General features: G+C 44.9%; 25 protein-coding genes. 16 read left to right on the forward strand and 9 right to left on the reverse strand.

What is annotated here, in order from left to right; all coding sequences use genetic code 11:
• Positions 1 to 8: 8 nt before the first annotated feature.
• The 4 genes from NIASO_RS16445 to NIASO_RS16460 all read right to left on the reverse strand — a co-directional run bounded on the left by NIASO_RS16445 (position 9) and on the right by NIASO_RS16460 (position 4,370).
• The gene (locus tag NIASO_RS16445; RefSeq protein WP_008587747.1) at positions 9 to 650 is read right to left on the reverse strand and encodes an ATP-binding cassette domain-containing protein; all 642 of its coding nucleotides are present in this window, start codon (positions 648 to 650) and stop codon (positions 9 to 11) included.
• Between the two features lie 16 nt (positions 651 to 666).
• Positions 667 to 2,373 carry a DUF4836 family protein gene (locus tag NIASO_RS16450; RefSeq protein WP_025299073.1) on the reverse strand — a complete coding sequence of 569 codons (1,707 nt, stop codon included), beginning with the start codon at positions 2,371 to 2,373 and terminating at the stop codon, positions 667 to 669.
• 38 nt (positions 2,374 to 2,411) lie between these two features.
• Positions 2,412 to 3,827 carry a histidine--tRNA ligase gene (gene hisS, locus NIASO_RS16455; protein ID WP_008587750.1) on the reverse strand — a complete coding sequence of 472 codons (1,416 nt, stop codon included), beginning with the start codon at positions 3,825 to 3,827 and terminating at the stop codon, positions 2,412 to 2,414.
• 87 nt (positions 3,828 to 3,914) lie between these two features.
• The gene (locus tag NIASO_RS16460; protein WP_025299074.1) at positions 3,915 to 4,370 is read right to left on the reverse strand and encodes a low molecular weight protein-tyrosine-phosphatase; all 456 of its coding nucleotides are present in this window, start codon (positions 4,368 to 4,370) and stop codon (positions 3,915 to 3,917) included.
• A gap of 100 nt (positions 4,371 to 4,470) precedes the next feature.
• On the opposite strand from NIASO_RS16460, the gene rlmN reads away from it, so the two are divergent.
• Positions 4,471 to 5,517 carry a 23S rRNA (adenine(2503)-C(2))-methyltransferase RlmN gene (gene rlmN / locus NIASO_RS16465; RefSeq protein ID WP_008587754.1) on the forward strand — a complete coding sequence of 349 codons (1,047 nt, stop codon included), beginning with the start codon at positions 4,471 to 4,473 and terminating at the stop codon, positions 5,515 to 5,517.
• A gap of 7 nt (positions 5,518 to 5,524) precedes the next feature.
• Here rlmN and NIASO_RS16470 read toward each other — a convergent pair whose 3' ends face one another.
• Positions 5,525 to 6,358 (reverse strand): aminotransferase class IV, encoded by an 834-nt coding sequence (locus NIASO_RS16470; protein ID WP_008587756.1) that lies wholly within the window; start codon positions 6,356 to 6,358, stop codon positions 5,525 to 5,527.
• 184 nt (positions 6,359 to 6,542) lie between these two features.
• On the opposite strand from NIASO_RS16470, the gene NIASO_RS16475 reads away from it, so the two are divergent.
• A complete protein-coding gene (locus tag NIASO_RS16475) occupies positions 6,543 to 6,890 on the forward strand; it encodes a phage holin family protein (protein WP_008587758.1) in 348 nt (115 codons plus the stop codon).
• Positions 6,891 to 6,985: 95 nt separating this feature from the next.
• On the opposite strand, the gene NIASO_RS16480 is transcribed toward NIASO_RS16475, so the two are convergent.
• Positions 6,986 to 7,402, reverse strand: a complete 417-nt coding sequence (locus NIASO_RS16480; protein WP_008587759.1) for a Fur family transcriptional regulator — start codon at positions 7,400 to 7,402, stop codon at positions 6,986 to 6,988.
• A 6-nt stretch (positions 7,403 to 7,408) separates the two neighbouring features.
• Entirely contained in the window at positions 7,409 to 8,029 is a 621-nt protein-coding gene (locus NIASO_RS16485; protein ID WP_025299075.1) for an SCO family protein, read from the reverse strand.
• 118 nt (positions 8,030 to 8,147) lie between these two features.
• Here NIASO_RS16485 and NIASO_RS16490 point away from each other — a divergent pair, with 118 nt between their 5' ends.
• Both NIASO_RS16490 and NIASO_RS16495 read left to right on the forward strand, forming a co-directional pair.
• Positions 8,148 to 8,549, forward strand: a complete 402-nt coding sequence (locus NIASO_RS16490; protein WP_008587763.1) for a MerC domain-containing protein — start codon at positions 8,148 to 8,150, stop codon at positions 8,547 to 8,549.
• Positions 8,550 to 8,727: 178 nt separating this feature from the next.
• Positions 8,728 to 9,150, forward strand: a complete 423-nt coding sequence (locus tag NIASO_RS16495) for a YybH family protein (protein WP_008587766.1) — start codon at positions 8,728 to 8,730, stop codon at positions 9,148 to 9,150.
• A gap of 120 nt (positions 9,151 to 9,270) precedes the next feature.
• On the opposite strand, the gene NIASO_RS16500 is transcribed toward NIASO_RS16495, so the two are convergent.
• Positions 9,271 to 9,513: a DUF4834 domain-containing protein gene (locus tag NIASO_RS16500; protein ID WP_025299076.1), complete on the reverse strand. Its 243-nt coding sequence runs from the start codon at positions 9,511 to 9,513 to the stop codon at positions 9,271 to 9,273.
• Positions 9,514 to 9,686: 173 nt separating this feature from the next.
• On the opposite strand from NIASO_RS16500, the gene NIASO_RS16505 reads away from it, so the two are divergent.
• The 9 genes from NIASO_RS16505 (at position 9,687) to NIASO_RS16545 (ending at position 21,199) form a co-directional block, all read left to right on the forward strand.
• Complete coding sequence (locus NIASO_RS16505; protein ID WP_008587771.1) at positions 9,687 to 10,157, forward strand: ribosome maturation factor; 471 nt, start codon at positions 9,687 to 9,689, stop codon at positions 10,155 to 10,157.
• 47 nt (positions 10,158 to 10,204) lie between these two features.
• Positions 10,205 to 11,452 (forward strand): transcription termination factor NusA, encoded by a 1,248-nt coding sequence (gene nusA, locus NIASO_RS16510; protein WP_008587772.1) that lies wholly within the window; start codon positions 10,205 to 10,207, stop codon positions 11,450 to 11,452.
• A gap of 70 nt (positions 11,453 to 11,522) precedes the next feature.
• Complete coding sequence (gene infB / locus NIASO_RS16515) at positions 11,523 to 14,423, forward strand: translation initiation factor IF-2 (protein ID WP_008587774.1); 2,901 nt, start codon at positions 11,523 to 11,525, stop codon at positions 14,421 to 14,423.
• Positions 14,424 to 14,686: 263 nt separating this feature from the next.
• The gene (locus NIASO_RS16520) at positions 14,687 to 16,069 is read left to right on the forward strand and encodes a peptidylprolyl isomerase (RefSeq protein WP_008587776.1); all 1,383 of its coding nucleotides are present in this window, start codon (positions 14,687 to 14,689) and stop codon (positions 16,067 to 16,069) included.
• Positions 16,070 to 16,297: 228 nt separating this feature from the next.
• The gene (gene gmk, locus NIASO_RS16525; protein ID WP_008587778.1) at positions 16,298 to 16,921 is read left to right on the forward strand and encodes a guanylate kinase; all 624 of its coding nucleotides are present in this window, start codon (positions 16,298 to 16,300) and stop codon (positions 16,919 to 16,921) included.
• Positions 16,922 to 16,966: 45 nt separating this feature from the next.
• Positions 16,967 to 18,214, forward strand: coding sequence for a hemolysin family protein (locus NIASO_RS16530; protein ID WP_008587779.1), 1,248 nt, complete (start codon positions 16,967 to 16,969; stop codon positions 18,212 to 18,214).
• A gap of 62 nt (positions 18,215 to 18,276) precedes the next feature.
• On the forward strand, positions 18,277 to 19,131 hold the full coding sequence (gene tatC / locus NIASO_RS16535) for a twin-arginine translocase subunit TatC (protein ID WP_008587781.1): 855 nt from the start codon (positions 18,277 to 18,279) through the stop codon (positions 19,129 to 19,131).
• A 15-nt stretch (positions 19,132 to 19,146) separates the two neighbouring features.
• Positions 19,147 to 19,599: a ribose 5-phosphate isomerase B gene (gene rpiB, locus NIASO_RS16540; protein WP_008587783.1), complete on the forward strand. Its 453-nt coding sequence runs from the start codon at positions 19,147 to 19,149 to the stop codon at positions 19,597 to 19,599.
• A 61-nt stretch (positions 19,600 to 19,660) separates the two neighbouring features.
• Positions 19,661 to 21,199: a M28 family peptidase gene (locus NIASO_RS16545; RefSeq protein ID WP_008587785.1), complete on the forward strand. Its 1,539-nt coding sequence runs from the start codon at positions 19,661 to 19,663 to the stop codon at positions 21,197 to 21,199.
• Positions 21,200 to 21,255: 56 nt separating this feature from the next.
• Here NIASO_RS16545 and NIASO_RS16550 read toward each other — a convergent pair whose 3' ends face one another.
• Positions 21,256 to 22,230, reverse strand: a complete 975-nt coding sequence (locus NIASO_RS16550; RefSeq protein ID WP_008587787.1) for a deoxyhypusine synthase family protein — start codon at positions 22,228 to 22,230, stop codon at positions 21,256 to 21,258.
• 65 nt (positions 22,231 to 22,295) lie between these two features.
• Between NIASO_RS16550 and NIASO_RS16555 the strand changes: the two genes are divergently transcribed.
• From NIASO_RS16555 to NIASO_RS20575, 3 genes are read left to right on the forward strand one after another with little or no spacing between them, the layout of a single operon-like run.
• Positions 22,296 to 23,666 (forward strand): alpha/beta hydrolase family protein, encoded by a 1,371-nt coding sequence (locus NIASO_RS16555; RefSeq protein ID WP_008587788.1) that lies wholly within the window; start codon positions 22,296 to 22,298, stop codon positions 23,664 to 23,666.
• Positions 23,667 to 23,717: 51 nt separating this feature from the next.
• A complete protein-coding gene (locus NIASO_RS20570; protein ID WP_084568292.1) occupies positions 23,718 to 24,020 on the forward strand; it encodes a Uma2 family endonuclease in 303 nt (100 codons plus the stop codon).
• Positions 23,999 to 24,247, forward strand: a complete 249-nt coding sequence (locus NIASO_RS20575) for a Uma2 family endonuclease (protein WP_008587791.1) — start codon at positions 23,999 to 24,001, stop codon at positions 24,245 to 24,247. The genes NIASO_RS20570 and NIASO_RS20575 overlap by 22 nt, the downstream gene beginning before the upstream one ends.
• Positions 24,248 to 24,301 lie beyond the last annotated feature (54 nt).

A 24,301-nucleotide genomic window follows, 5' to 3' on the forward strand; every position in this document is an offset into this window, starting at 1 on the left:
ATAAAGATTTATAAATGATACAAATGAGTTGCAGGAAAAAAAGCGGCTTGTTCCAATTCCGCATAAATAATGCCGGCGTTCCGCAACGATACTTCCTCTAAAATAAGCCCGATCGCTTTTTTGGCGTTGGCACTGTCTAAATGGCTCACCGGCTCATCCATTAGCAGCATATCGAAAGGCTGTAATAGCGCCCTTATGATCACTGCGCGCTGCTGTTCGCCGTACGAACAGTTTTTTGCAGGCGTATTTAAGCGATGATCGATACCAAGAGTTTTTGCCATTTCAACAATCCGTTCGGGACCATGGTACGGGTTTAACTGCCGTTTGAGCTCCAGGTTCTCCAATAATGTTTGCTCATCAAATAAACGCATATCCTGGAATACGATACTCAGGTGATCTTTTCGCAGGGCGGCGATGGCCTCCCTGTCATGATCCACTAAAGACTTCCCGTTATAAAAAATAGAACCGGTATATAGTTCCCGCATCTTGTATAAAAAATGAATGAGGGATGTTTTGCCCGTGCCGGAAGGGGCCACTATATGCACCAGGTCCCCGTTGGAAAAGACAAGCTCTTTGCCCCATACTTCAGATGTGGCTTTCCGTCCCTCTTCAAAATATTCCGGTAACAGATCTTTTATTTCAAGCTTCATCAAAAAAAATAAAAGATTAATGTTTGTGATGCATCGGAGCTGCCGGCGGCGGTGCAGGCACTGCAGTAGCGGTATCTACTATTGCTGCTTCTTCGTCAATCAATTGTTTTTTCGGTGCTGCCTGATACATTTCGTCGGCATATTTATTTAATTGTTTCAGGGCATTTTCATTGGGGTTTGCCAACTCTATAACCGCTTTGCTTGTGGTTTCACCGCCTTTCAGGTCAGAAAAGAAGTTGACGGTCTTCCAGAAGCCGGAAGATATTTCCAGGTTTTTCCTGTAAGCGGTGTCCTTGCTATTGGCAATAGCAGTCCGAAAAATTTTCTGAAGATTGACATAACCCGCTAAGGTGTGACCCGGAAAGGATTGGGCATAGTCAGGCCTTTTGCCGCCGGATAAAAATGCATCTACACCAGACGGCGCATTGCTTACGACAAACCATTTATCGCTCAGTTTTTGTATCGTTTTATTGCTGCTGTCAGATGGAGGCAACTGGCCTTTTACCTCTTTGTTAAAAGCATCGATCAGTTTCTGAAAGGCTGGCTGGTCCCCAACGGAAGTGCCGAAGACGAAATCAAATGAAGTTTTTTCTTTATTGTAAGGAACCCGCTCGCCATTATTTAGTGTGATCGCATCAGGTGCACTGGTAATAGTAACATTGGACAACGCAGCCGTATAATCTCCTTTTAATGCTTTTGTGAGGTCCGATGGGTTGATACCGATTTTAGCAAGCCCTGCATTCGCAAATCCATCTACGCCCAGCAGTTTTATAAAATCTAAAACCCCCTGGGTTGGAAAATTCATCGCAAAAGCGCCCAGCACGTCACCTTCAGGTAAATGGCTGATCGTTTCGCTGTTTATTTTGCTTCCGGAATACTTTTTCACAAAATCCGCCAGTTCCTTTCCGTAATAATTTTTACCCTCAATAGTTATTTTGCCGTTATCAAAATTCACTTTTCCGGCTCCGATGTTTCCATCCAGCAGGGCGCTGAATTTCATCATAGATAAAACCCCGGTCAGCATTCCACTGTACAAGGCACCGGAGTTCACCCAGTAGTGCATATCGGCTTTATCAGCAATTAATGCTTCAAAACGTTTGTCGCTGTCCAGCAATTTATCCCCTTTTAACCCAAAGGTGTTTTTCGCAAATATTTTTAAACTGTCAATGCCGTATTTTGCCGTATTCCCCAGCGTATAACCAAAACTGCCCGGGGCTTTCTTTTGCAGATCAGAAGCGTCGGCAATAAAAACGAAAAGTTTATTGTTGAAATAAATAACCGATTTTTCATCGTCGCCAAGCTCGGCAAAGCTGAGGTCGCCGTCTTTGGCTATTTTTATATCATGGTTGCTTTGTTCCAATATTTTAGAAAATTTGGCTGCATCTTTAAGACTGCCTTCTACCGCCACATAACCATTAGCTCCGCTTCGCTTTAAAAAAAATACCAGGCTGCCTTTAGGATCGATCCCTGATAGCTCCGGATTTTGCAGTAATTGTTTGGCAAGGGAATCTTTTGCTTTATTAAAAGCTTCGGTAAACCAGGAGGTTTGCTGCAATTCCGCCCACGACACTTTGGAGGATAGCGCTGCCAGGTCTATATGAATGGCCAGGCCGGCATCGTTCGGAATGAGTAACCCTGTTTTACCTCCCTTGTTACAGGCAGTAATAAAAAGGGTAATGCATATTCCCAGAATGAAGAACCCTTTGTTTTTCATCTTTATCATGTTTTATTGGTTTTAGCGGTTTCTAAATATACCTTCTTTTAGCCGGCGAAAGAATAATCCGTTATCGCACCAAAAGCAAGCGGCGATTGGGTGCCCGTTTTCAGATTTTTTATAACAACCTCACCCGATTCCAGTTCTTTGGAGCCTAAAATCGCCACAAAGGGGATCTCTTTCTTTTCCGCGTATTTAAATTGTTTATCAAATTTTGAAGGCTCATGAAACAATTCAACGGCAATGCCCTTTTCTCTTAACTGCTGCATTAACTCAAATGCCTTTAATGCTTCTGCTGTACCTAAATTAAAGAATAACACCCGGGTTCCGGTGTGCACATCGGCAGGAAACCCGTTAATCTCGGTAAGCACGTCGTAAATGCGGTCTACACCAAAAGAAATGCCGACGCCGGGCACATTGGGCACCCCAAACAACCCCGTAAGGTCATCATACCGGCCGCCGCCGCCAATACTGCCGATTTTTACGTTCAGCGCTTTTACCTCGAATATGGTTCCTGTATAGTAATTTAATCCGCGGGCAAGGGTAGGATCAATTACCAATGTTTGATCCTGATAGCTATCGGGACTGATGTCTGATTTATTGATATCTGACGTTTGACGTTTGACGTTTGACGTTTCAATGATATATTCCAGCTCGCTGATCCCCGCCTCCCCTGTTTCGTTTCCCGAGAAAATAGCTTTCAGCGTGGCCAGCTTCTCTTCATTGGTGCCGTTGATCTCCAAAAAGCGCTGGATCAGATCGATCTGTTCTCCTGATAATCCGCGCTGTTGCAGTTCTTCCTTTACTTTATCAATTCCGATCTTATCCAGCTTGTCAATTGCAATGGCGATCGTGGTCATTTTATCTGCTCCGCCGCACTGTTCGGCAAGCGCTGTCAATATTTTCCGGTTATTCAGTCGTATTTCAACCGGCAGGTTTAACCGGTTAAAAACGGTGGTATACATTGCCACCAGTTCCAGTTCGTTCAACAATGATTTGCTGCCTACCACGTCAGCGTCGCATTGATAGAACTCACGGTAGCGGCCTTTCTGCGGCCGGTCGGCACGCCAAACGGGCTGCAACTGGTATCGCCTGAATGGCATGGTGAGCTGGTTATAATTCATCGCCACATAACGGGCAAAGGGGATGGTCAGGTCATAACGCAAAGCCCGCTCGGTAAGGGCAGTGCTGGACTTTCCCTCCAGTATCTTTTCAAAACCGGCCTTCACTTTCTCAGCTTTCTCAGCATTATCCAATCCGTTGTTTAAGATCTTAAAAATAAGTTTATCGCCTTCTTCGCCGTATTTACCCATTAAGGTTTCCAGGTGCTCCATGGCCGGGGTCTCCAGCGGCTGAAACCCATATAATTCAAAAACAGTTTTTATCGTATCAAAAATGTAATTGCGTTTGCGAACCGTTGCCGCATCAAAATCTCTTGTTCCTTGTGGTAGGGATGGTTTCATTTTCTTTAGTTCATTGTTTATGGTTCATAGTTCATGGTTCATGGTTCATGGTTGCACTGCTATGAACCATGATCGATGAACTATGTGCTATTTGTATTTCTTAATAATTTCATTTGTGGCCTCATCCAGCATATCATACACTTCATGGTATCCGGGTTCAGCGCCATACCAGGGATCGGGCACATCTTCGTTTTTTCCGGGATGCAGGGTATTCAGGATCAGTTCAATCTTTTCGGGATCAAATCTGCTGCCGGCCTGGTAGCGGATATCGCGCACCACATCGCCCGCCATGGCATAAATTTTATCATAATGCTCAAAATCCTCCGGAACAAAATCCCGGGCCCGCTGATGGCTTATGTCCAGGCCATGCAGTTGCGCTACTTTTTGCGAAAAACGGTGCGGCGCCTCCCCGGTATGATAGCCATTGGTTCCGGCGCTGTCTACCTGCCAGTTTAACCCCAGCGCGTCTGCTTTTTTCTGTAAAATACCCTCTGCCAGCGGACTTCTGCAAATATTACCCAGGCAGACCATTAAAATCCTCATCCGGCAAAGATAAAAATCGTTTCTTGTTTTTCGTTTCTTGTTTCGGGTTGAACCAAAAACATAAAACTATAAACCCCCAAAACCTTGGTATCTTTGCGCCATGAGCAAAAGGCAACAAAACATTCGCACCCTGAGTTTAGCGGAACTGGAAGATTATTTTTTGTCGGTCGGGGAAAAAAAATTCCGGGCAAAGCAGGTGTATGACTGGCTATGGCTAAAACCCGTGCAAAGTTTTGACGCCATGAGCAATATCAGCAAGGACCTGCGCCAGCAATTGAGTGAAGATTTTACGTTTCCAGCCCTGAGCATCGATACCACGCAACATTCTTCCGACGGCACCATAAAATCGCGCTTCCGGACCATTGAAGGACACCTGACGGAAGGGGTCTTAATTCCTACGGAAGAACGGAAGACCGCATGCGTCAGCTCCCAGATCGGATGCAGCCTGAGCTGCAAGTTCTGCGCCACCGGTTACCTGGAGCGGAAACGCAACCTGAGTTTTGATGAAATTTATGATGAAGTAGCCTTGATCAACCAGCAATCGCTGGAAGTATTTGATAAAAAACTGACCAATATCGTTTTTATGGGTATGGGCGAGCCCCTGCTGAATTATAAAAACGTATTGGCGGCGATTGATAAAATTTCCGCGCCGGATGGCCTGGGCATGAGCCCCCGGCGCATTACGGTTTCCACGGCCGGCGTTGCCAAACAGATCAAACACCTGGGAGATGATAAAGTGAAGTTTAAACTGGCCCTGTCATTGCACGCAGCCAATGATAAGAAACGGCACGAGATCATGCCGATCAATGATACCAATAATATTCAATCATTGATTGAGGCGCTCAACTACTTCTATAAGCAAACAAAGAACGAGATCACCTTTGAATATATCCTTTTTAATAATTTCAATGATTCGCTGGAGGACGCTGATGAGCTGATCAAAATTTACCGCCAGGTGCCTGCCGACCTGGTAAATCTGATTGAATATAACCCGATCGAATTTGCAAAATTCACCAAGCCCGCTGAAGAAAAGGTGGATGCTTTTATGCAATACCTGGAAAAACATAAAGTGAATGCCCGCCTGCGCAGAAGCCGTGGTAAGGACATTGATGCCGCCTGCGGACAACTGGCGAATAAGGGGAAATAGATTTGGCTTAATCCCGTAACACTTCCGCCTCCAGATCCAGGAAACGTTTATATAATTGCGTGCTGATCCTTCCGGCGTGGCCGTTACCGATCTGTATCCCGTCAATTTCGACCACCGGCAAAATACGCCGGGTAGTACTGGTCATAAAAACCTCGGCGGCATTTTTTAATTCAGCTATTGACAAATCACGCTCTTCAACCGGCAGTATTTCAGGAGCTAGTTCCAGCACCTTCCTCCGGGTAATGCCCTGCAAAATGTTGGCAGCAGGCGTGAGGAGCCGGCCATCGGTTGTAATGATAAATATATTTGCTCTTGGGAATTCCGAAATAATGTCGTGGTGGAAATAAAGGACATCGTCGATATGCTGTTCCTTTAACTGTTGTTGCAGCCAAACCCCCATCAGGTAGTTGGTAGACTTCACCGCCGGGAAATCGCGTTGATAGGCATAGGTAACAATGCGGATACCCCGTTCAAATTTTTCGTTGTCCGGCGTTTGCAAGGGTTGCTGCTGCAAAACGAAGTTACCGGTAACGGGGCTGTAGCCATCGGGCGAATAGCCGCCGGTGGCCAGCATCCGGATGCCGCTTTCGGGAATATTGTTTTTAGCGATGAGCTCAAAAATGTATTGCTTTACCTTTTCTTTTTTATAAGGGATGGTAATAAATAATTGCTGGGCGGAATTAAAAAAACGGTCCAGGTAATCATCGATAAACAGTGGTTGATTATTGGCCGTGCGCAGATAATCGAAAACGCCATAGCCCCGTTGCAGGGCAAGGTCGTTGGTTTGTAATACGGCGGCTCCTTCTTTAAAAAAATGAGTATTAACAAATGTCCAGGTCATGACAAACAGGGTTTTCTTTTTTCAAAATGGAAATTACATTTTCTAGCGTTAAGGCAATCGTGAAATGTCCTTCCGATACTCGAGTCATTTTGAGATCAGCATAACACTGGTTACTTTATTCCCGTTATTGAATGTGATCTTCCGCAATTTATCTATCTTTAACCTTAATTAAAGATCTTAGTCGATGAACTTCCTATTAAAAGTGCTTATTACGGCGCTTATTGCATACCTTCTTCAAAAAATTTTGCCCGGAGTTAGAATTGTTGATATTAAAACAGCCGCTTTGTTTGCTTTTGTGCTAGCTATTTTAAACGCAATCGTAAAACCCATTCTGGTCATACTCACTATCCCGGTTACCATTCTTACTATGGGTTTGTTTTTGCTGGTCATCAATGCCTTTATGGTATTGCTTACCGCAAACCTTTTTAAAGGGGTACACGTGGACGGGTTCTGGTGGGCATTGATCTTCAGTATTTTGTTATCAATTGGCTCTTCCGTGTTGTATTCCCTGGTGGGCGGGCGCAGCGAGTAAGGTTTTTTATTTGGGAAAAACGGCGAAAAGTTGTAAATTTACAGTTAATCAAAACATTAATCAAAAGTCCTGATGTGTCTACATCAGGGCTTTTTTTATTGGTTACAATTTTTGCAAACACCTTTCACTACTACTTCTACCTGGTTGATCACATATCCCTGCGGAAGTTGTACGGATGGCGTTACCACATCATCCAGACAAAAAGTATTACCGCATTTGGCACAAAGCAGGTGGATATGCTGGTCATGATGATGCCCTTCTTTGCAATCGTCCTTGCATAAAGCGTATTTAATACTGTTGTCTGAAGTGGGAATCGTATGAATGATCCCTTTGTCAACAAAGGACTGAAGGGTGCGGTACACGGTTACGCGGTCAAAATGGCTATCCGTATTCTTTTCGATATCTGCGTGCGCCAGCGCGCCGTCACTGTTTAAAAAAAGTGAAAGGATCTTTCTTCGGCCATCCGTTACGCTAAGATTATTTTGCTTTAGTATTTGAATAATGGAATCCATGATCAACTATTTATCATCAGGTTCTTTAAGCTCATTAGCAATATCAGCTATCAGTTGGTTGATCTCTTTTTGTTTCAACCCGTCGTATATTTTTAGCACATTGCCTTTGCGGTCCACCAGCGCCCAGAACTGGGTATGTAAAAAATCGTCCTGGTCCGAATTCAGGTTATTGGCGGGGTCATCAATGGTATAGCTCAGGCGCGCCATTTTATACAGGCTGTCTTTTCTGCCGGTAAGGAACACCCATTGCCGGGTATCCACCTTCATGGAGTCGGCATAATGTTTTAACCGGGCGGCAGAATCCTTTTCGGGGTCACAGGTATGTGAAAGAATGAGGAAGCCGGGAACACCCTTATATTTTTCATAAACCTGTTTCATATTTGTGTTCATTATCGGGCAGATACCGGGGCAGGTGGTAAAAAAATATTCAGCCACATAAACCTTTCCTGCCACATCTTTATTGGAAAAGGGCTGCCCGTCCTGGTCGGTAAAGCTAAACCGCCCCACTTTGCTAACAGGCTCCAGTTTTCTTGAATTAAAACCAGGTATAAAATGAACGGCCGCCGCATAAAATGCTATGGACAAGGCCACAAAAAATAAAGTATAAAAAATCGCCTTCTTTGACATCTTCATAAAATAATTGCAAATGTATCTCAACAGTTTAACAAATGAGCCATGAAATCGTTTAGAAAGAGGGAAGGATTAAATATTTGCAACATTGTTTCTTTTTTTATATTTTTGCAACATGCGATCAAAAATTAATTGGGACGCGCTGGGTATTTCGGCTTCAGTTATTTGTGCCGTTCATTGTGCTGTACTGCCGTTATTTATGGCCAGTTTGCCCTTATTTGGGTACAATATCATCGAAAACAGGGCTTTTGAGGCCGGAATGATCCTTTTGGCTTTTCTTATTGGGGTCTATTCGCTTTTGCACGGGTTCCGCTTGCATCATCATAAAGTATTGCCATTGGCTTTATTTACCCTGGGAATGGCGTTTTTGGTGTTGAAGCAGATTTTCCTGGTGTACCATAATTTACTGCTGATCCCTGCGGTGGTACTTATTATTGCCGCGCACGTAGTCAATTACCGGTTTTGCCGCCGGCATAACCACGCACATGCGGAGGATTGCGATCATGATCATTATTAACGAGTTCCGCTGCATCTTTGCGTGAAATTTAAGTGGCTCACAGATTCCGCAGATTTTCACAGAAGTTTTATTTGCCCGGAAAGCGGTGAGGCGGTAAGCCGGAAGCGAGTAAAAAAACTTCCCGCCTTTCCGGCAATCATTGGCTTAGGCTTTTGACATAAAAATGAAACCCTGGTTTATGAAATATATTTTTGTTTTTTTATTCAACTTGTTGATTGTTAATGCTTATTCTCAAAATTCGGATGAAAAGCTAATAAAGGAGGTATTGAATAAACAAATTACCTGCTGGAACAGTGGCGCTATTGATGCCTTTATGGATACTTATTGGAAAAGTGATTCACTGGTATTTGTTGGGAAAAAAGGCATAACCTATGGCTGGCAGCATGCGCTCGATAATTATAAAAGATCCTATCCTTCAAAAGAGGATATGGGCGTGCTCGATTTTGAGATTGTAAAAGTGCAGCCTTTAGGCAAGGATTTTTATAATGTGGTGGGAAAATGGCATTTAAAAAGAAAAGCGGGCGATCTCCAGGGTCATTACACCCTTCTTTTTAAGAAAATAAATGGAGCCTGGAAGATCATCCAGGATCATACCAGCTAACAACCGTTATTTGTAAAGTGGAGTGTTGGGAGGCTTGAAACCTGCCCGTCCGGTCAGGCGGGCGATAAACGTGAAGCCATTACGTTTATCGTCTCACCACCCTTCACGATTAACGTAACACTACGTTACTTCCTCAAAATCGATATATTCCCCGGCCGGTTCTTTCTTGTGGGCAGCAGAGGGGTTAGCTGCCGGTTGACCGCTGCCCGCAGTATTGGGTTGTTCCTGCTGCTGAAACTGTTGTTTCATATCAGAAAACTGCTTTTTCACCTGTTTGGTAGTTTTATAAACCGGGAAAGCAACTTTTACAATAAAATTGTAAAGGAAGTAAAAAAACAGGGCATATAGTAAAATTCGGACCATTGGCATCAATTAATTTCAAAGATACTCAATTAACGTGCTCCCGAAAAAAATGTTGTCGGACCGCCGGTTTAAATTTTTAAAAAACTTCCCATTTTACTATAAAAAAACCTAATTTTGCGCCAGATAAGGAATTTGAGGGAACGGAGGCGTTCCCTTCTTCTTTTTTCCAGAATATGAACTTAGAGACAATAATTGAAATAGTACGAGAAAAAGTAGTTGCGCAGCTGACCGAAAATCCGTCTCATTTTTTGGTAGATATCCGCGTAAAGCCCACCCATAACTTTAAAGTGTTTATTGATGGCGATAACGGAGTGGGTATTGATGACCTGGTAAAGTATAACCGGGCGCTTTACAAGCAGATGGAGGCAGAAGGGTACTTTCCTGACGGCGATTTTTCTCTGGAAGTATCTTCCCCCGGGCTGGACGAGCCTCTGAAGCTGCACCGGCAATTTATAAAGAATATCGGTCGGGATGTGGAAATTACAACGCTGGAGGGACAGAAAATTGAGGGAAAGCTGCTTGCGGCAAATGAAGCGGAATTAATAGTGGAAGTGACCAGCGGCAAAGGAAAGAAATTGGAAAGAACAGAACAGGAGGTTCCGTTATCAACAATAAAAACAACAAAAATTCAGATTAAATTTTAAAAACAGCTCAGGGAGCTGGGTTTCACTAAGGTAAATCGTACTTCATTATGGCAAGTATTAATTTAATTGAGGCATTCCAGGATTTTAAAGACGCAGAAAATATAGATCGTCCCACAATGATGAAAGTGGTGGAAGATGTATTTAAGACCTTACTGCGTAAGAAATATGGTACCGACGACAACTTTGACGTAATCGTAAACGCGGAAAAAGGGGATCTTGAAATTGTAAGGCATCGCACCATTGTGGAAGATGGCGAAGTGGAAGATCCGCTGGCCCAGGTTGCCTATTCTGAAGCCATTAAACTGGAGCCGGATTATGAGGTGGGAGAAGATCTGTATGAAGAAATTGACCTGGTGGACTTTGGTCGCCGGGCGATCCTTGCCGCCAAGCAAACGCTGGCCGGCCGTATCAGCGATCTAAAGAAAAATGTGCTGGCAAAAAAATACGAAGACCGTATCGGGGAGATCATCAGTGCAGAAGTATACCAGGTTTGGAAAAAAGAGATCTTGCTGCTGGATGAAGAAGGCAATGAACTGATCCTTCCCAAAAGCGAACAGATCCCCCAGGATTACTTTAAAAAAGGGGAGAATATTCGCGCAGTAGTAACCCGCGTGGATCTTAAAAATAACAATCCGGTAATCATACTTTCCAGAACTTCGCCTGATTTCCTGGCGAAACTGTTGGAAATAGAAGTTCCCGAGATCTTTGACGGCTTAATTACCATCAGAAGAATTGTAAGGGAGCCCGGAGAGCGCGCAAAAGTTGCGGTAGAATCCTATGATGACCGCATCGATCCGGTGGGCGCCTGCGTAGGTATGAAGGGAAGCCGGATCCACGGTATTGTGCGGGAACTGAAGAATGAGAATATTGATGTGATCAACTGGACCACCAATATCCAGTTGCTGATCCAGCGTTCACTGACCCCTGCAAAAATCACCAGCATGAACCTGGACCAGGAAAACAAAAGAGCCAGCATCTTCCTGAAACCCGACCAGGTATCACTGGCGATCGGTAAGCGGGGCGTAAATATTAAGCTGGCTTCTGATTTAACAGAATATGAATTAGATGTATACCGCGATACAGAAGAAGAGGACGAGGAATTTGATGTGGACCTGGAAGAATTTGCAGATGAAATTGACGAGTGGGTGATCGATGCCTTGAAGAAGATCGGTTGCGATACAGCCCGGAGCGTATTGCGCATGTCGCCTACGGAACTGGAAAAAAGAGCGGACTTAGAAAAAGAAACGGTAGAAGATGTTCGCAAAATTTTACAGGAAGAGCTGGAAAGAGAATAAACAGCATTTTGTATGATTTTGCGCGGATGACAAATTAAATGTTCCGCCATGGCGGGATGGAAAAATATTTATGACAGAAAAAAAACTTCCAAGATTATTACAAGCGGCTAAAGAATTTAACATTGGCCAGGATACGCTTATAGACTTTTTGGTAGGCAAAGGGTTTGAAAAAGACGACCTGAAACCGACCTCGAAGTTAACGGAAGCCATGTACGCATCATTGCAGCAGGGGTTTCATGGCGATAAAGCTGCGAAAAATATCAGCGACCAGGTTGAATTGCCCAAAGGATTGGGTGGGGAAGGCAGAAAGCGCCGGGATGAAGAGTTGGCGGCGCCTGTGGCAACTCCTGCGGTTGAACAGGAGCCAGCGGAAGCGCCGGAAGTAAAGGAAACGATCCAGGAAGCGCCGGTAGCCGAAGTGCCTGCGCCGCAACCGGTTGAAGAAACCCCGGTTGAAGAAACAAAAGAGACACCCGAGGAAGTAAGGCCGAAAGTACAGGGCCGGGACATCGAAGGTCCGAAAATCATCAGCAAAATAGATCTGTCGGCGATCGATTCTTCCACAAGACCTAAACGCGCTGCTAAAAAAGAGCCGCCCGCAGTAGAACCACAGCCCGAAACGGAGACCCCGGTTGAAGCGCCCCAGAAGGCAGCAGAACCGGTTGCGGAAAAAGAGGTGGTTAAGCCCGAAGAAACGGTGCCGCCGGTGGAAACCCCGGTTGTAGCGGAACAACAACAACCGGAGCCGGTGCAGCTCTCTAACATACAGGCAGAAAAGATTGAAGGACCCAAAATTCTTGGAAAGATTGAACTGCCGGTTGACAATGACACCCGTCCGAAACGCGATGAAAAGCGGAAGCGCAAACGCATCCCGATCGAAAAGAAAGAAGTAAAACCTGCAGCAGATACCGACCAGCGCAGGGGCCCCGGTCATGGTGGTCCGCGCACGGATGGTCGTCATCCGGGTCAGGGCCAGTTTGGTGGTGGTCAGCATCACGGCAGGGGCAACTTCAGGGACCGGCATAAGCCGCACCGTGAAGAAAAGCAGATCGACGAAAAAGAGATCCAGGAAAAAATACGGGAAACGCAGGCCAAGTTGAGTGGCGGAAGCAGCAATAAGCAAAAAAGTATGCGGGCAAAAGCACGCAGGGATAAACGCAATGAAGCGGCAGAAGCAGCAGAGGAGGAAGGAATTGACAAAACATTACGAGTAACGGAATTCATCAGCGTAAGCGAACTGGCGAACCTGATGAACGTAAGCTTCGCTGATGTGATCAGTAAGTGTATGAGCCTGGGGATCATGGTATCCATTAACCAGCGCCTGGATGCGGAAGTGATCGAATTGGTAGCCAGCGAATTCGGTTTCGATGTTGCCTTTATTGATATGGAGCAGCAAATGGAAATGGAGGAGGATGAGGAAGAGGAAGATGATGAAAGCGAACTGGTGCCCAGAAGCCCGATCGTGACCATAATGGGGCACGTAGACCATGGTAAAACATCCTTGCTGGATTATATACGGAACGCCAATGTGGTTGCCGGTGAGGCCGGGGGGATTACCCAGCACATTGGAGCCTACCGCGTAAAAGTGGCCGAAGACAAAGAAATTACCTTCCTGGATACACCAGGTCACGAAGCCTTTACCGCCATGCGTGCCCGGGGTGCCAAGGTTACGGATATTGCCGTTATTGTGGTGGCAGCAGATGATGCCGTGATGCCACAAACAAGGGAGGCGATCAGCCACGCCCAGGCAGCCGGTGTGCCCATGATCTTTGCTATTAATAAGATTGATAAAGATGGCGCCAACCCCCAGAAAATTTATGAGCAATTATCGCAGATGAATATTTTGGTGGAAGAATGGGGCGGAAAATACCAAAGCCAGGAACTGAGCGCCAAACAGGGATTGAACGTTGACAAACTGCTGGAAAAAATATTGCTGGAAGCCGAGCTGCTGGATCTGAAAGCCAACCCGGACCGTGAAGCTACCGGTACTATTATCGAAGCTACCCTGGATAAAGGGCGCGGTTATGTGGCCACCTTACTGGTGGAAAACGGAACCCTGCGCAGCGGTGACATATTGGTGAGCGGACAGTATTTTGGCCGCGTGAAAGCGATGTTCAACGAGCGGAATAAAAAACAGGATGAGGCAGGGCCGTCTGCTCCGGCAGTTGTGCTGGGCCTGAACGGAGCGCCCCAGGCTGGTGAGAAATTCAAAGTATACGATGAAGAATCGGAGGCAAAAAGTATTGCCAACCGCCGTTCCCAGATCCTGCGTGAGCAGGGCATGCGCACCAAGAAACATATTACTCTCGATGAGATCGGTCGCCGCCTGGCATTGGGTAGCTTTAAAGAGCTGAATGTGATCATTAAGGGGGATGTGGATGGTTCCGTGGAAGCGCTGAGTGATTCGTTGCAGAAACTTTCTACTGAGGAGATCCTGGTAAATGTTATTCACAAAGGTGTGGGACAGATCAACGAAAGCGATATCGTGCTGGCGGAAGCCTCTGACGCTATCGTGATCGCCTTTAATGTTCGTCCGTCGCAGCAGGCATCCCAGTTGGCCAATAATGCGGGTATTGAAATTAAGATGTACTCGATCATCTATAACGCAATTGAAGAAGTGAAGAGCGCTATGGAGGGAATGCTGGAGCCTACGGTTAAGGAGAAGATTGTCGGTAACGTTGAAATAAGAGAAGTATTTAAATTTGATAAGGCAGTGGTTGCCGGATGTTATGTGCTGGATGGCCGTATTAAGCGGGATAACAAGATCCGCCTGATCCGCGATGGTATTGTAATTTACCCGGTTGGAGAAAACGCAACGGCTGAACTGGGCTCTTTAAAACGTTTTAAAGACGATGCGAAGGAAGTACTGACTGGCATGGAGTGCGGATTAACCATTAAGAATTATAATGATATCAAAACCGGGGATGTGGTGGAAGCCTACGAACTGGAAGAGATCAAGAGAACATTATAATATCAGACCGATTGCGAAATAGCGTGTAGTACCGGGATGACATTTCACGATTAACTTAACAATAGTAATATCCGTCATTTCGATCGCTGTATTATCCGGCAGGAATAGCTGAGCAGAGAACCGGACGCTGAATAGTGCGACGCAAGAAAGATTCATAGGATTACTGCTGCCCGGCCCATAAAGAGCAGCGAGAAACTTTTGTTAAATAATACATGGATGAACCGGGATTCTCCATGCGGGTTTATTTTTGAACTATGTTTTATATGAATAAAGGACTAAAAAGCTTTTTAACTGCTTTATCCCTCCTGTTTACTTTTATAGCTACTGCCCAGGGTCAGGCTCACAAGGCTGTTGCCGATAGAATAATCGGTGTGGTGGGCGACCGGATTATTTTGCAATCCGATATTCAATCTGCTGTGGCCGATGCCGCCAGAAACGGGGAAAAACTTCCTGAGAATGCGCCTTGTATCATTATGGAACATGCCCTGCTTCAGAAAATTCTGGCCCTGCAGGCCGAAAGAGATTCGCTCCCCTTAACGGATGAAGATGTAGAAGCGCAAATGGACATGCGCGTACGCGGCTGGATCAGCCAGTTTGGAAGCCAGTCGGCATTGGAAGAAGTGGCGGGTAAAACGGTATATCAGTTGAAAGACGACCAGCGTCCCTTTATTAAGGAACAGATGCTGAGCGATAAGATGCGCAGCAAAGTGGTAAATGATGTGCACATTACGCCAACAGAGGTAAAAGCCTATTTTGATAAAATACCAAAAGATAGTCTCCCTTTTCTGGAATCGGAATTGGAGGTAGGACAGATTGTACTATTGCCATCCGCTTCTAAAGACGTGGAGGATTATATTTACAATGAAATGCTGGGCTATAAAAAGCAGATCGAATCCGGCGCTGTTACTTTTGATGCGCTGGCAAAACGGGTATCGGAAGACCGGGTTACTGCAGAACGGGGTGGTGCAATTGAAGTAAACCGTTCCGATAAATCTACCTGGGATCCCGTCTTCCTGTCAACGGCCTTTCGATTGAAAACAGGGGAAATCTCAGTTCCTGTAAAATCGAACCGTTTTGGGTATTTCCTGATCCAACAGGTTAGCCGCCGGGGTGATATTGCAAAGTTAAAAATGATCCTGCGTATTCCGCCGGTTACGGATAATGAACTGGCTGTTGCCCGCAAAAAACTGGATAGTGTTCGAGCAGAGGTTGATGAAAAGAAGATCAGCTTCAAAGATGCTGCGTATAAATATAGTGATGACGAGAATGTAAAAAATTACGGCCCCTTTATTCTGAATAAAGACGGTTCTACTTATGTTACCATTGATGCGCTGGATAAGGATATGGTTACTACCATCAAGGATATGAAAGTGGGGGATATCTCCAAACCGGTTACTTTTACTAATGACCAGGGAAAGAAGGGCGTTCGTTTGGTTTATCTTAAATCAAAAACCGCACCGCACCGCCTCAACCTGGTAGACGATTACTCCAAGATCTCGGATCTGGCGCTGGAGCAAAAAAAGGGGGAAGTATTGGATAAATGGCTTACAAAAAAGATCCCTACCTTTTATATTTTGGTTGATAAACAGGCTACCCAGGAATGCCCCAACCTGAGCAAATACGAAACCAGCGATAAAGGGTTTTAGATAAAGAATTAATAAAGAGCATATTACGGCCTGCACGCTTTTCGGTGCAGGCTTTTTTGTGTCCGGGAATGGGGAGGGCGAAAAATCCCGCTGTTGAAGACGGGGCGCCCGTAGCTTATCTTTTCTTTCAATAATGAAAACGTCTGATCTGCGGCGAATCCCGTTCCTTATTTTACATTTCTTATTGATTATTTTGCATTTTACATTTCTTTAGTATTTTGCAGACACATGAATTTTAGCAAACACACTTTTCTTTATTTTCCTGTAGCCGCTGACGCCAGTGATAGCGCCCACAAGATCGTTATTCTCACAGCACCATCGGGGGCAGGCAAAACCTCCATTACCCGTTACCTGCTGCAGCAGCTCCCGCAGTTGGCCTTTTCAATTTCCGCAGCCACAAGGCCCATGCGGGCGGGGGAAACCAATGGTGCCGATTATTATTTCATGAGCCCGGAAGCCTTTCAGGAAAAAATAAAAAATAATGAGTTTGTTGAGTGGGAGATGGTGTATGAAGGCAAATATTACGGTACGTTGAAAAGCGAGCTGAGCCGGCTGTGGAAATTGCATCGGTGCCCCTTGCTGGATATTGACGTAAAAGGGGCCATTCATGTGCAACAACAATACCCCGGGCAAAGCCTTTCCATATTCATAGAACCGCCTTCTGTAAAGGAGTTGCGTCGCAGGCTGATCTCAAGAGGCAGTGAAAGCGAAGATTCGCTGCAAACCCGGCTGAACAAGGCCGAATATGAGCTTTCCTTTATGAGCCATTTTAATAAAGTAGTGGTGAACGATGATTTTGAAGAGGCTTGTGCGGAAACGGAGTCGATTGTAAAGAAATTCCTGGAAATCTGATGGGGAACAAAAATATAAAATAGCAGTTTTACATATCTTTATCTTATGGAATGGCAGTTAATCATATGGATTGCTTCGTTATTATTCATGATCTTCTTTGCAGGCGTGGAGATGGCTTTTTTCAGCGCCAGCCGGTTAAGTATTGAATTAAAACGGAAGCAGGGTAGTTTAACAGGGCGCCTCGTAGGCAAATTTGTGGATACCCCGGCTATTTTCTGGGGCACATCGGTTATTGGCTATATTACGGCGCTAACCATTTTTGTGCTGCAAACCAGCGAAGTATTGATCCCTTTCTGGGTACGGATCGGGATCGATTCCCGTTTCTGGCAGATCGTTTTTGAGATCGTTTTTAACACGCTGATTGTTCTCATCTTCGTGGAATTCATACCCAGGGCTGTTTTCAGGGCCAACAGCACTTCTTTGCTCAGTTCACTGGCGGTTATTATCAATTTTTTTATGTGGCTGCTGTACCCGATCACGGCGGCCCTGTTCCGCCTGTCCAATTGGATCCTGAAATATGTGTTCAATGTGCGGCTCGATAAAAACAAATCACCCTTTGCCCGCAATGACCTGCAATTTATGTTCCGGGACAGCAGGCAAACCCAACGGGAAGAAACCAGCACGCATCTTTTGGAGAATGCACAGGAATTGGCCAATATAAAGATCCGGCAAAGCATGGTGCCGCGCAAAGAGATCGTGGCTATTGAAATTAACAGTCCGGTAGAGGCACTTGCGGAAAAATTTATCGACACCAAGCGCAGCCGCATCATTGTTTACGAGTCAAATATCGACAATATCCTGGGCTTTGTGCATGAGCTGGATCTGTTTAAGAAGCCGGCAGACATTGATTCGATATTGATCCCTATTATTGCCGTGCCCGAAAGTATGACGGCGGTGGGGCTTATTAATAAATTCAGCAAGGAATCAAAAAGCATTGCCTGGGTGGTGGATGAATTTGGCGGAACAGCGGGTGTTATTACCATGGAAGACCTGCTGGAAGAGCTTTTCGGGGAGATCTGGGATGAGTACGACACCCAGCTTTTTGTAGAAAAACGGATCTCGGAAGATGAGTATATCTTTTCAGGTCGTTTGGAGCTGGATTATATTGAAAAAAAATACGGATTTTATTTTATCAACGTAGGGGAATCGGAGACCCTTTCGGGGTATATCATTAATTTTTATGAAACCATCCCGGCACAGAAGGAACGGATTATAATCGGTGATTTTGAATTTGATATTCTGGCTGTTAGCGACACACGGATTGAGATGGTAAAAATGAAAAAACTAAAATAGCCTGAACAAAAGCCATGATATTGTGTTTTTTATCTGCATCTTTGTCCTCATTTTTATAAACAATGGCTTTACTGGATTTTTTAAAGAAAAGGAGTAGTGGTAGTGAGGAGGAAATGTCTTTTATTGATCACCTGGAAGTTTTAAGGTGGCATTTGATCCGCTCTATTATTGCAATTCTGATTTGCGCTATCGTGATTTTCATTTTTATTAATGATATTGTTGATCGCATCATTATGGCGCCCACCAAGCCGGATTTTATAGCGGCAAAATGGTTTTGCTGGCTGGGGCAAAAACTGCATGTGGCTTCGCTTTGCTTAAATGCGGCTGATGTCAAATTTCAGGAAACGGCCATGACGGCGCAGTTTATTTCCTCGTTTACCATCGCCTTTGTGGGGGGCTTCATTGTAGCCTTCCCCTATGTATTTTGGGAGCTATGGAAGTTCGTACGCCCGGCGCTGTCGGAAAAGGAAAGAAGGCAAACATCGGGGATCATTTTCTGGGTGGCGATCCTGTTTTTTATAGGGGTGGTTTTCGGGTACCTGATCCTGACCCCATTCATGGTCAATTTTTATTTCAATTACAAGCTGAGCCCCGAGATCGTGATCATACCCTTGTTCTCTGACTACCTCGAGAATCTTATTTATACAACAGTAGGTATAGGACTGCTATTCCAGATGCCTTTACTGGTGTTGCTGCTGGCGAAGATCGGGATTGTAACGGCACAATTCCTGCGCAAATACAGGCGGCACGCCTTTGTTGTTATTATTACGGCGGCAGCAATTATTACGCCATCCACCGACCCGTTCAGTTTAACCATCGTAACCATTCCGCTCTATTTATTATATGAAGCAAGTATTTCTGTAGCCGCCAAAGTACAAAAGCAGGACGCTGAAAAAGAGAACGAGGAATGGAGCTAGCAAAATTGTAAAATCATGGATACACATTTTGACCTCAAAAAACCGATAGCCATAGGTGCGGATCATGCAGGATTTGAATATAAGCAACTGCTGATCTCTTTCATGGAAGGCAAGGGACTATTGTTTCAGGATTTTGGTACGGATACCACCGATTCAGTAGATTACCCGGACTTTGCACATCCTGTAGCTACCGCCGTTGAAGGCGGGACATTCGCTTTTGGAATCCTTCTTTGCGGCAGCGCCAATGGCGTGGCCATTACGGCGAATAAACACCAGGGCATCCGGGCGGCTATTTGCTGGGATAAAGAGATCGCGGAATTGGCCCGTAAGCACAATAACGCCAATATCCTTTGTATACCCGCACGGTTTGTTACCGAACCGGTTGCGGAAGAGCTGGTGGAAACCTTTATTGCCACTGATTTTGAAGGCGGACGACATGAAGGCCGGGTGTCTAAAATAAGCTGCTGATCTGTTAAAAATTACTGCTTGCCGCATTTGTTGCGGAGAAAAATTGTATAATAGAAAACATATGATAAAACAATCTTTTTTTGCCGCCGCATTGTTTACGGGCCTGATTGCGGGTGCACAAAAAATGGCGGACCCGTCTGCTTTTGCAAAAGGCATTACTCCTGAAGTATTAAAAAAACATTTGTCTGTAATTGCAAGCGCGGCAATGGAAGGGCGTAATACACCTTCGCCGGGGTTGGAACGGGCTGCAGACTATATCACCGCGCAATTCAAAGGGCAGGGGCTGACCGCGGGCAACCAAGGCAGTTACCGGCAAACCTATCAACTGACAAAAGACTCACTGGCAAAACTGGAGCTGAAAATAGGCGACAACAGCTTTAACGCTGATGAGGTGGCGCCCCTGTTTACGAATGGAGAAAGCGTTCATTTGAAATTTGACAACTATGCATTTACGGGTTACGGCATTGTAGATAAAGGCCGGGATGATTATGCGGGTATTGATGTAAAAGGCAAACTGGTAGTGGTTTTTGCCGGAGCGCCCAAAGGGTTCACTCCCTCGCAGGAAGGACGCATGGCTTCCACTGCCTTGATGGTAAAAATAGGCAATGCTTTAAAAAAGGGCGCTGCAGCAGTTTTGGTAGCTGTTGACGCCATTCCGCCCCGGTTTAAAAGCAAGGTTAGCTACCGTCCGTCCTGGGTAAAAAAGAGCGCAACGGCACAACCTCCCGTATTTTTTATCGGGAAGAATGTAGTGGAAAAAACCAGCGGATATTCTTTTGAAGATGTTACCGCTGCGTTAGACAATGGCCAGGCGCCGCCGGAAGTAAAAAATGCTGTCATGACCCTGGACTATGAGGTGCAAAAGAATGTAGCTACTGCATCGAATGTTTTGGGGGTTATTGAAGGGACCGATAAGAAGAATGAATATCTTTTTATTACAGCGCATTATGATCATCTGGGTAAGGATGCTGCGGGCAATATTTTTTATGGAGCGGACGATGATGGCTCGGGAACCGTTAGTGTTTTAACGATGGCAGAGGCCTTTGCCCGGGCAAAAAAAGCAGGTAAGGGGCCCAGGCGGACTCTTGTTTTCATGACAGTAAGCGGAGAAGAAAAAGGGTTGTGGGGATCTGAATATTATTCTGAAAATCCCATTTATCCTTTAGACAAAACAACTGCTGATCTGAACATTGATATGATCGGACGCGTTGACACGGAAAGAAAATCGGCCGACACGCTCAATTACATTTATGTGATCGGGCATGATAAATTAAGCACCGATCTGCCCGTGATCAATGAAGCCATGAATAATAAATATACAAAGCTGACGCTGGATTATAAATTTGACGATCCTGCAGATCCTGAGCGCATTTATTACCGGAGCGACCATTTTAACTTTGCCCGGAAAGGAGTGCCGATCCTGTTTTTTTACGATGGTATGTTAAAGGCTGATTATCATAAAATTACAGACACCGTGGACAAAATAAATTTCCCCTTAATGGCAAAAAGAGCGCAAATGATCTTTTACACCGCCTGGGAAATGGCTAACCGCGACGATATGCTCAAGCGCGATTTAAAATTGCCGGAAACAGCACGATAAGGAATAAAAAAAGAGCGATTTAATCGCTCTTTTTTTATATAAGGTTCTTTTTTTGATTACCAACCCAGAATCCATGCGAACATCAGTGGAGCTACTATGGTAGCATCGCTTTCCACGATGAATTTTGGGGTATCAATATCCAGTTTTCCCCAGGTGATCTTTTCATTGGGAACAGCGCCGGAATAAGATCCGTAGGAAGTTGTGCTGTCGCTGATCTGGCAGAAATAGCTCCAGAACGGAACATCATGCCATTCCAGGTCCTGGTACATCATAGGTACTACGCAAATTGGGAAATCCCCTGCAATGCCTCCGGCAATCTGGAAGAAACCCACCCCTTTGCCACCGCTGTTATTGCGGTACCAGTCGGCCAGCCAGGTCATATATTCGATCCCGCTTTTAACTGTGCTGGCTTTTAATTCATTCTTTATCACATAACTGGCAAAAATATTCCCGGTAGTACTGTCTTCCCATCCCGGAACTACGATCGGGATATTTTTTTGGGCGGCAGCAACAATCCAACTGTCTTTCGGATCAATTTCATAATATTGTTCCAGGTCGCCGCTTAAAACCGTTTTATATAAAAACTCGTGCGGGAAATACCGTTCGCCTTTTGCTTCAGCGTCTTTCCATTGCTGGTACAGATGTTTTTGCAGGCGGCGAAAAGCCTCTTCTTCCGGAATGCACGTATCGGTTACCCGGTTATAATGATTTTCCAGCAGGTCCCATTCCTCTTTGGGCGTCAGATCGCGGTAATTAGGCACGCGTTTATAATGGGAGTGGGCTACCAGGTTCATTACATCTTCTTCCAGGTTAGCGCCCGTGCAGGAAATGATCTGCACTTTATCCTGCCGGATCATTTCGGCGAGAGAGATGCCCAGTTCGGCGGTGCTCATGGCGCCCGCAAGAGTGATCATCATTTTACCCCCCGCGTTCATGTGGGCTTCATATCCTTTGGCTGCGTCCATTAATGCCGCAGCGTTAAAATGTCTGTAATGGTGTTCAATAAACTGAGAAACAGGTCCTTTTGTCATGATAATATTTTAACAGTATCGAACAAAAATATGCACTATTATTGACTTCCGGGGTAAATTAGATTATGAAATCGATATTATTACTGATCGTTCTGGTGATGCAGGGCTTGTTTATAAAAGCGCAGGATATAAAAGGTTTATGGTTTGCTGAGACGCAGACAGACAAAGGCGTTTTTAAGGTTTTTATAGAACTGTCAAAATACCAGGGCGCTTACCAGTGTTTTTTCAGAACGAATATTTTTGATGACAAAATACTGAAAGCAGTTAGTGTCAGCTTTAAAAATAACCGGCTTTATATCGGTGGTGAAAAGGAAGACGGACTTTTCAGGGGAAGTTATATCAATGATTCGCTTATTAAAGGAACTATCCGGTTTAAAAAAAGCTATCCAGCCCGGTTGGTGCGGGTGGCTAAGGCTCCCAATCTGTCCAAGCCGCAGACACCGCTTCCTCCATTCCCTTACGTAAGTATGCTGGTGAGTTACCCCAATGCAGCAGCCGGTATTAAATTAACGGGGATTTTAACCCTTCCGCCTGATACAGCAAAAAAGCACCCGGCAGTGATCCTGTTGACCGGCAGTGAAAAGGATGATAAAAATTACTCATACGGCGGCCATCGGCCTTTTGCAGTGCTGGCGGATTATTTTACCAAACAGGGAATAGCGGTGCTGCGGTTTAACGACAGGGGTGTGAACGGATCGACCGGCAGATTTGAGAATACAACATTAAAAGATCTGGCGAGCGATGCAAAGGCTGCCATTAATTTTTTGGCTGCTCAAAAAGCAATAGATACTTCCAGGATCGGTCTTATTGGTCATAGTGAAGGCGGAATGGTTGCCGAGTTGCTGGGCGCTGAGGATAACAGGGTGAAGTTTATCGTATCTCTGGCTGCACCTACACAGCCTTTTAAAAAAATAATGTACGATCAGGTTCATGATATAGTAGCAAACGTCAAAGCTACCGCCGAGGTAAAAGATAAGGTTTCGGGGTTTTACACCAAAGCGCTCAATTTATATTATGCTAATGATGATACGGCGGTCTTTCATAAAAAATATACTGCCCTGGTCGCACAATCGCTTCCCGGGAATATCAGAAAGATGAAAGTTCTCAATGATTATTACGCGAAGCTTGTTAGTAATCGCATAAAGTTTCTAAAAAGGTATGATCCGGGTATTACGTTGCAGCAGTTGAAGGTACCCGTGCTGGGCTTGTTTTGCGAAAAAGACCTGTTGGTTAACGGGCCCATAAATAAAAAAGTATTCGATGAGCACGTAAATAAAAAAATTGCCAATAATAAGTCAGTGCTGCTTACCGGGTTAAACCATAATTTTCAACATTGCAAGCTGTGTGATGCAGAAGAACCGTTGTTTTTGGAAGAAACCTTTTCTTTGGATGCGCTTCAGCAGATGCGTGACTGGATAAAAACGGTGCTGAAATGACAATATATCTTTCGGATATCTTTACTCGGGGTTATTTTATAACTTGCTGATATGACAAATAAAAATTATCAAATGCCGCCACGCACTGCTATAGAAGTATATGAAATGCTTCCGGAAGGGACGTTGGCGGAAGTAATTAATAATGTGCTCTATATGTCACCCGCGCCAACCTTTGAACACCAACAGATATTAGGTAAACTATTCACCTTTTTGAATGTCTACATAACGGAAAATGATTTGGGGGAATGTGTCTTTTCCCCCGTAGATGTCTATCTCGGTTATAATAATGTGGTACAGCCGGATATCTTTTTATTGCCAAAAAAAACCTTTCTATGGTCAAAGACGGCAGGGTAAAAGGCGCGCCAGACCTGGTAGTGGAAGTGCTGTTCGGCAACAAAAAGCACGATCTGCAGGTAAAAAAACACCTGTATGAAACCTTTGGAGTAAAAGAATATTTTATCATTAATCCGGCTGATAAAGAAGTGATCACTTACTATTCAGACGGGAAAAAATTTATTTTGCAGGACTCTAAAAAGGCAAAACTTAAATCAAAACTGCTGCATAAAACGATCTCTTTCTGATTCTTTGGACTATTGCTCGCTAACATTGGTATTAAATGTACCTTTACGTGTTCA

It is taken from the genome of Niabella soli DSM 19437 (assembly GCF_000243115.2).
Taxonomy (GTDB): domain Bacteria; phylum Bacteroidota; class Bacteroidia; order Chitinophagales; family Chitinophagaceae; genus Niabella; species Niabella soli.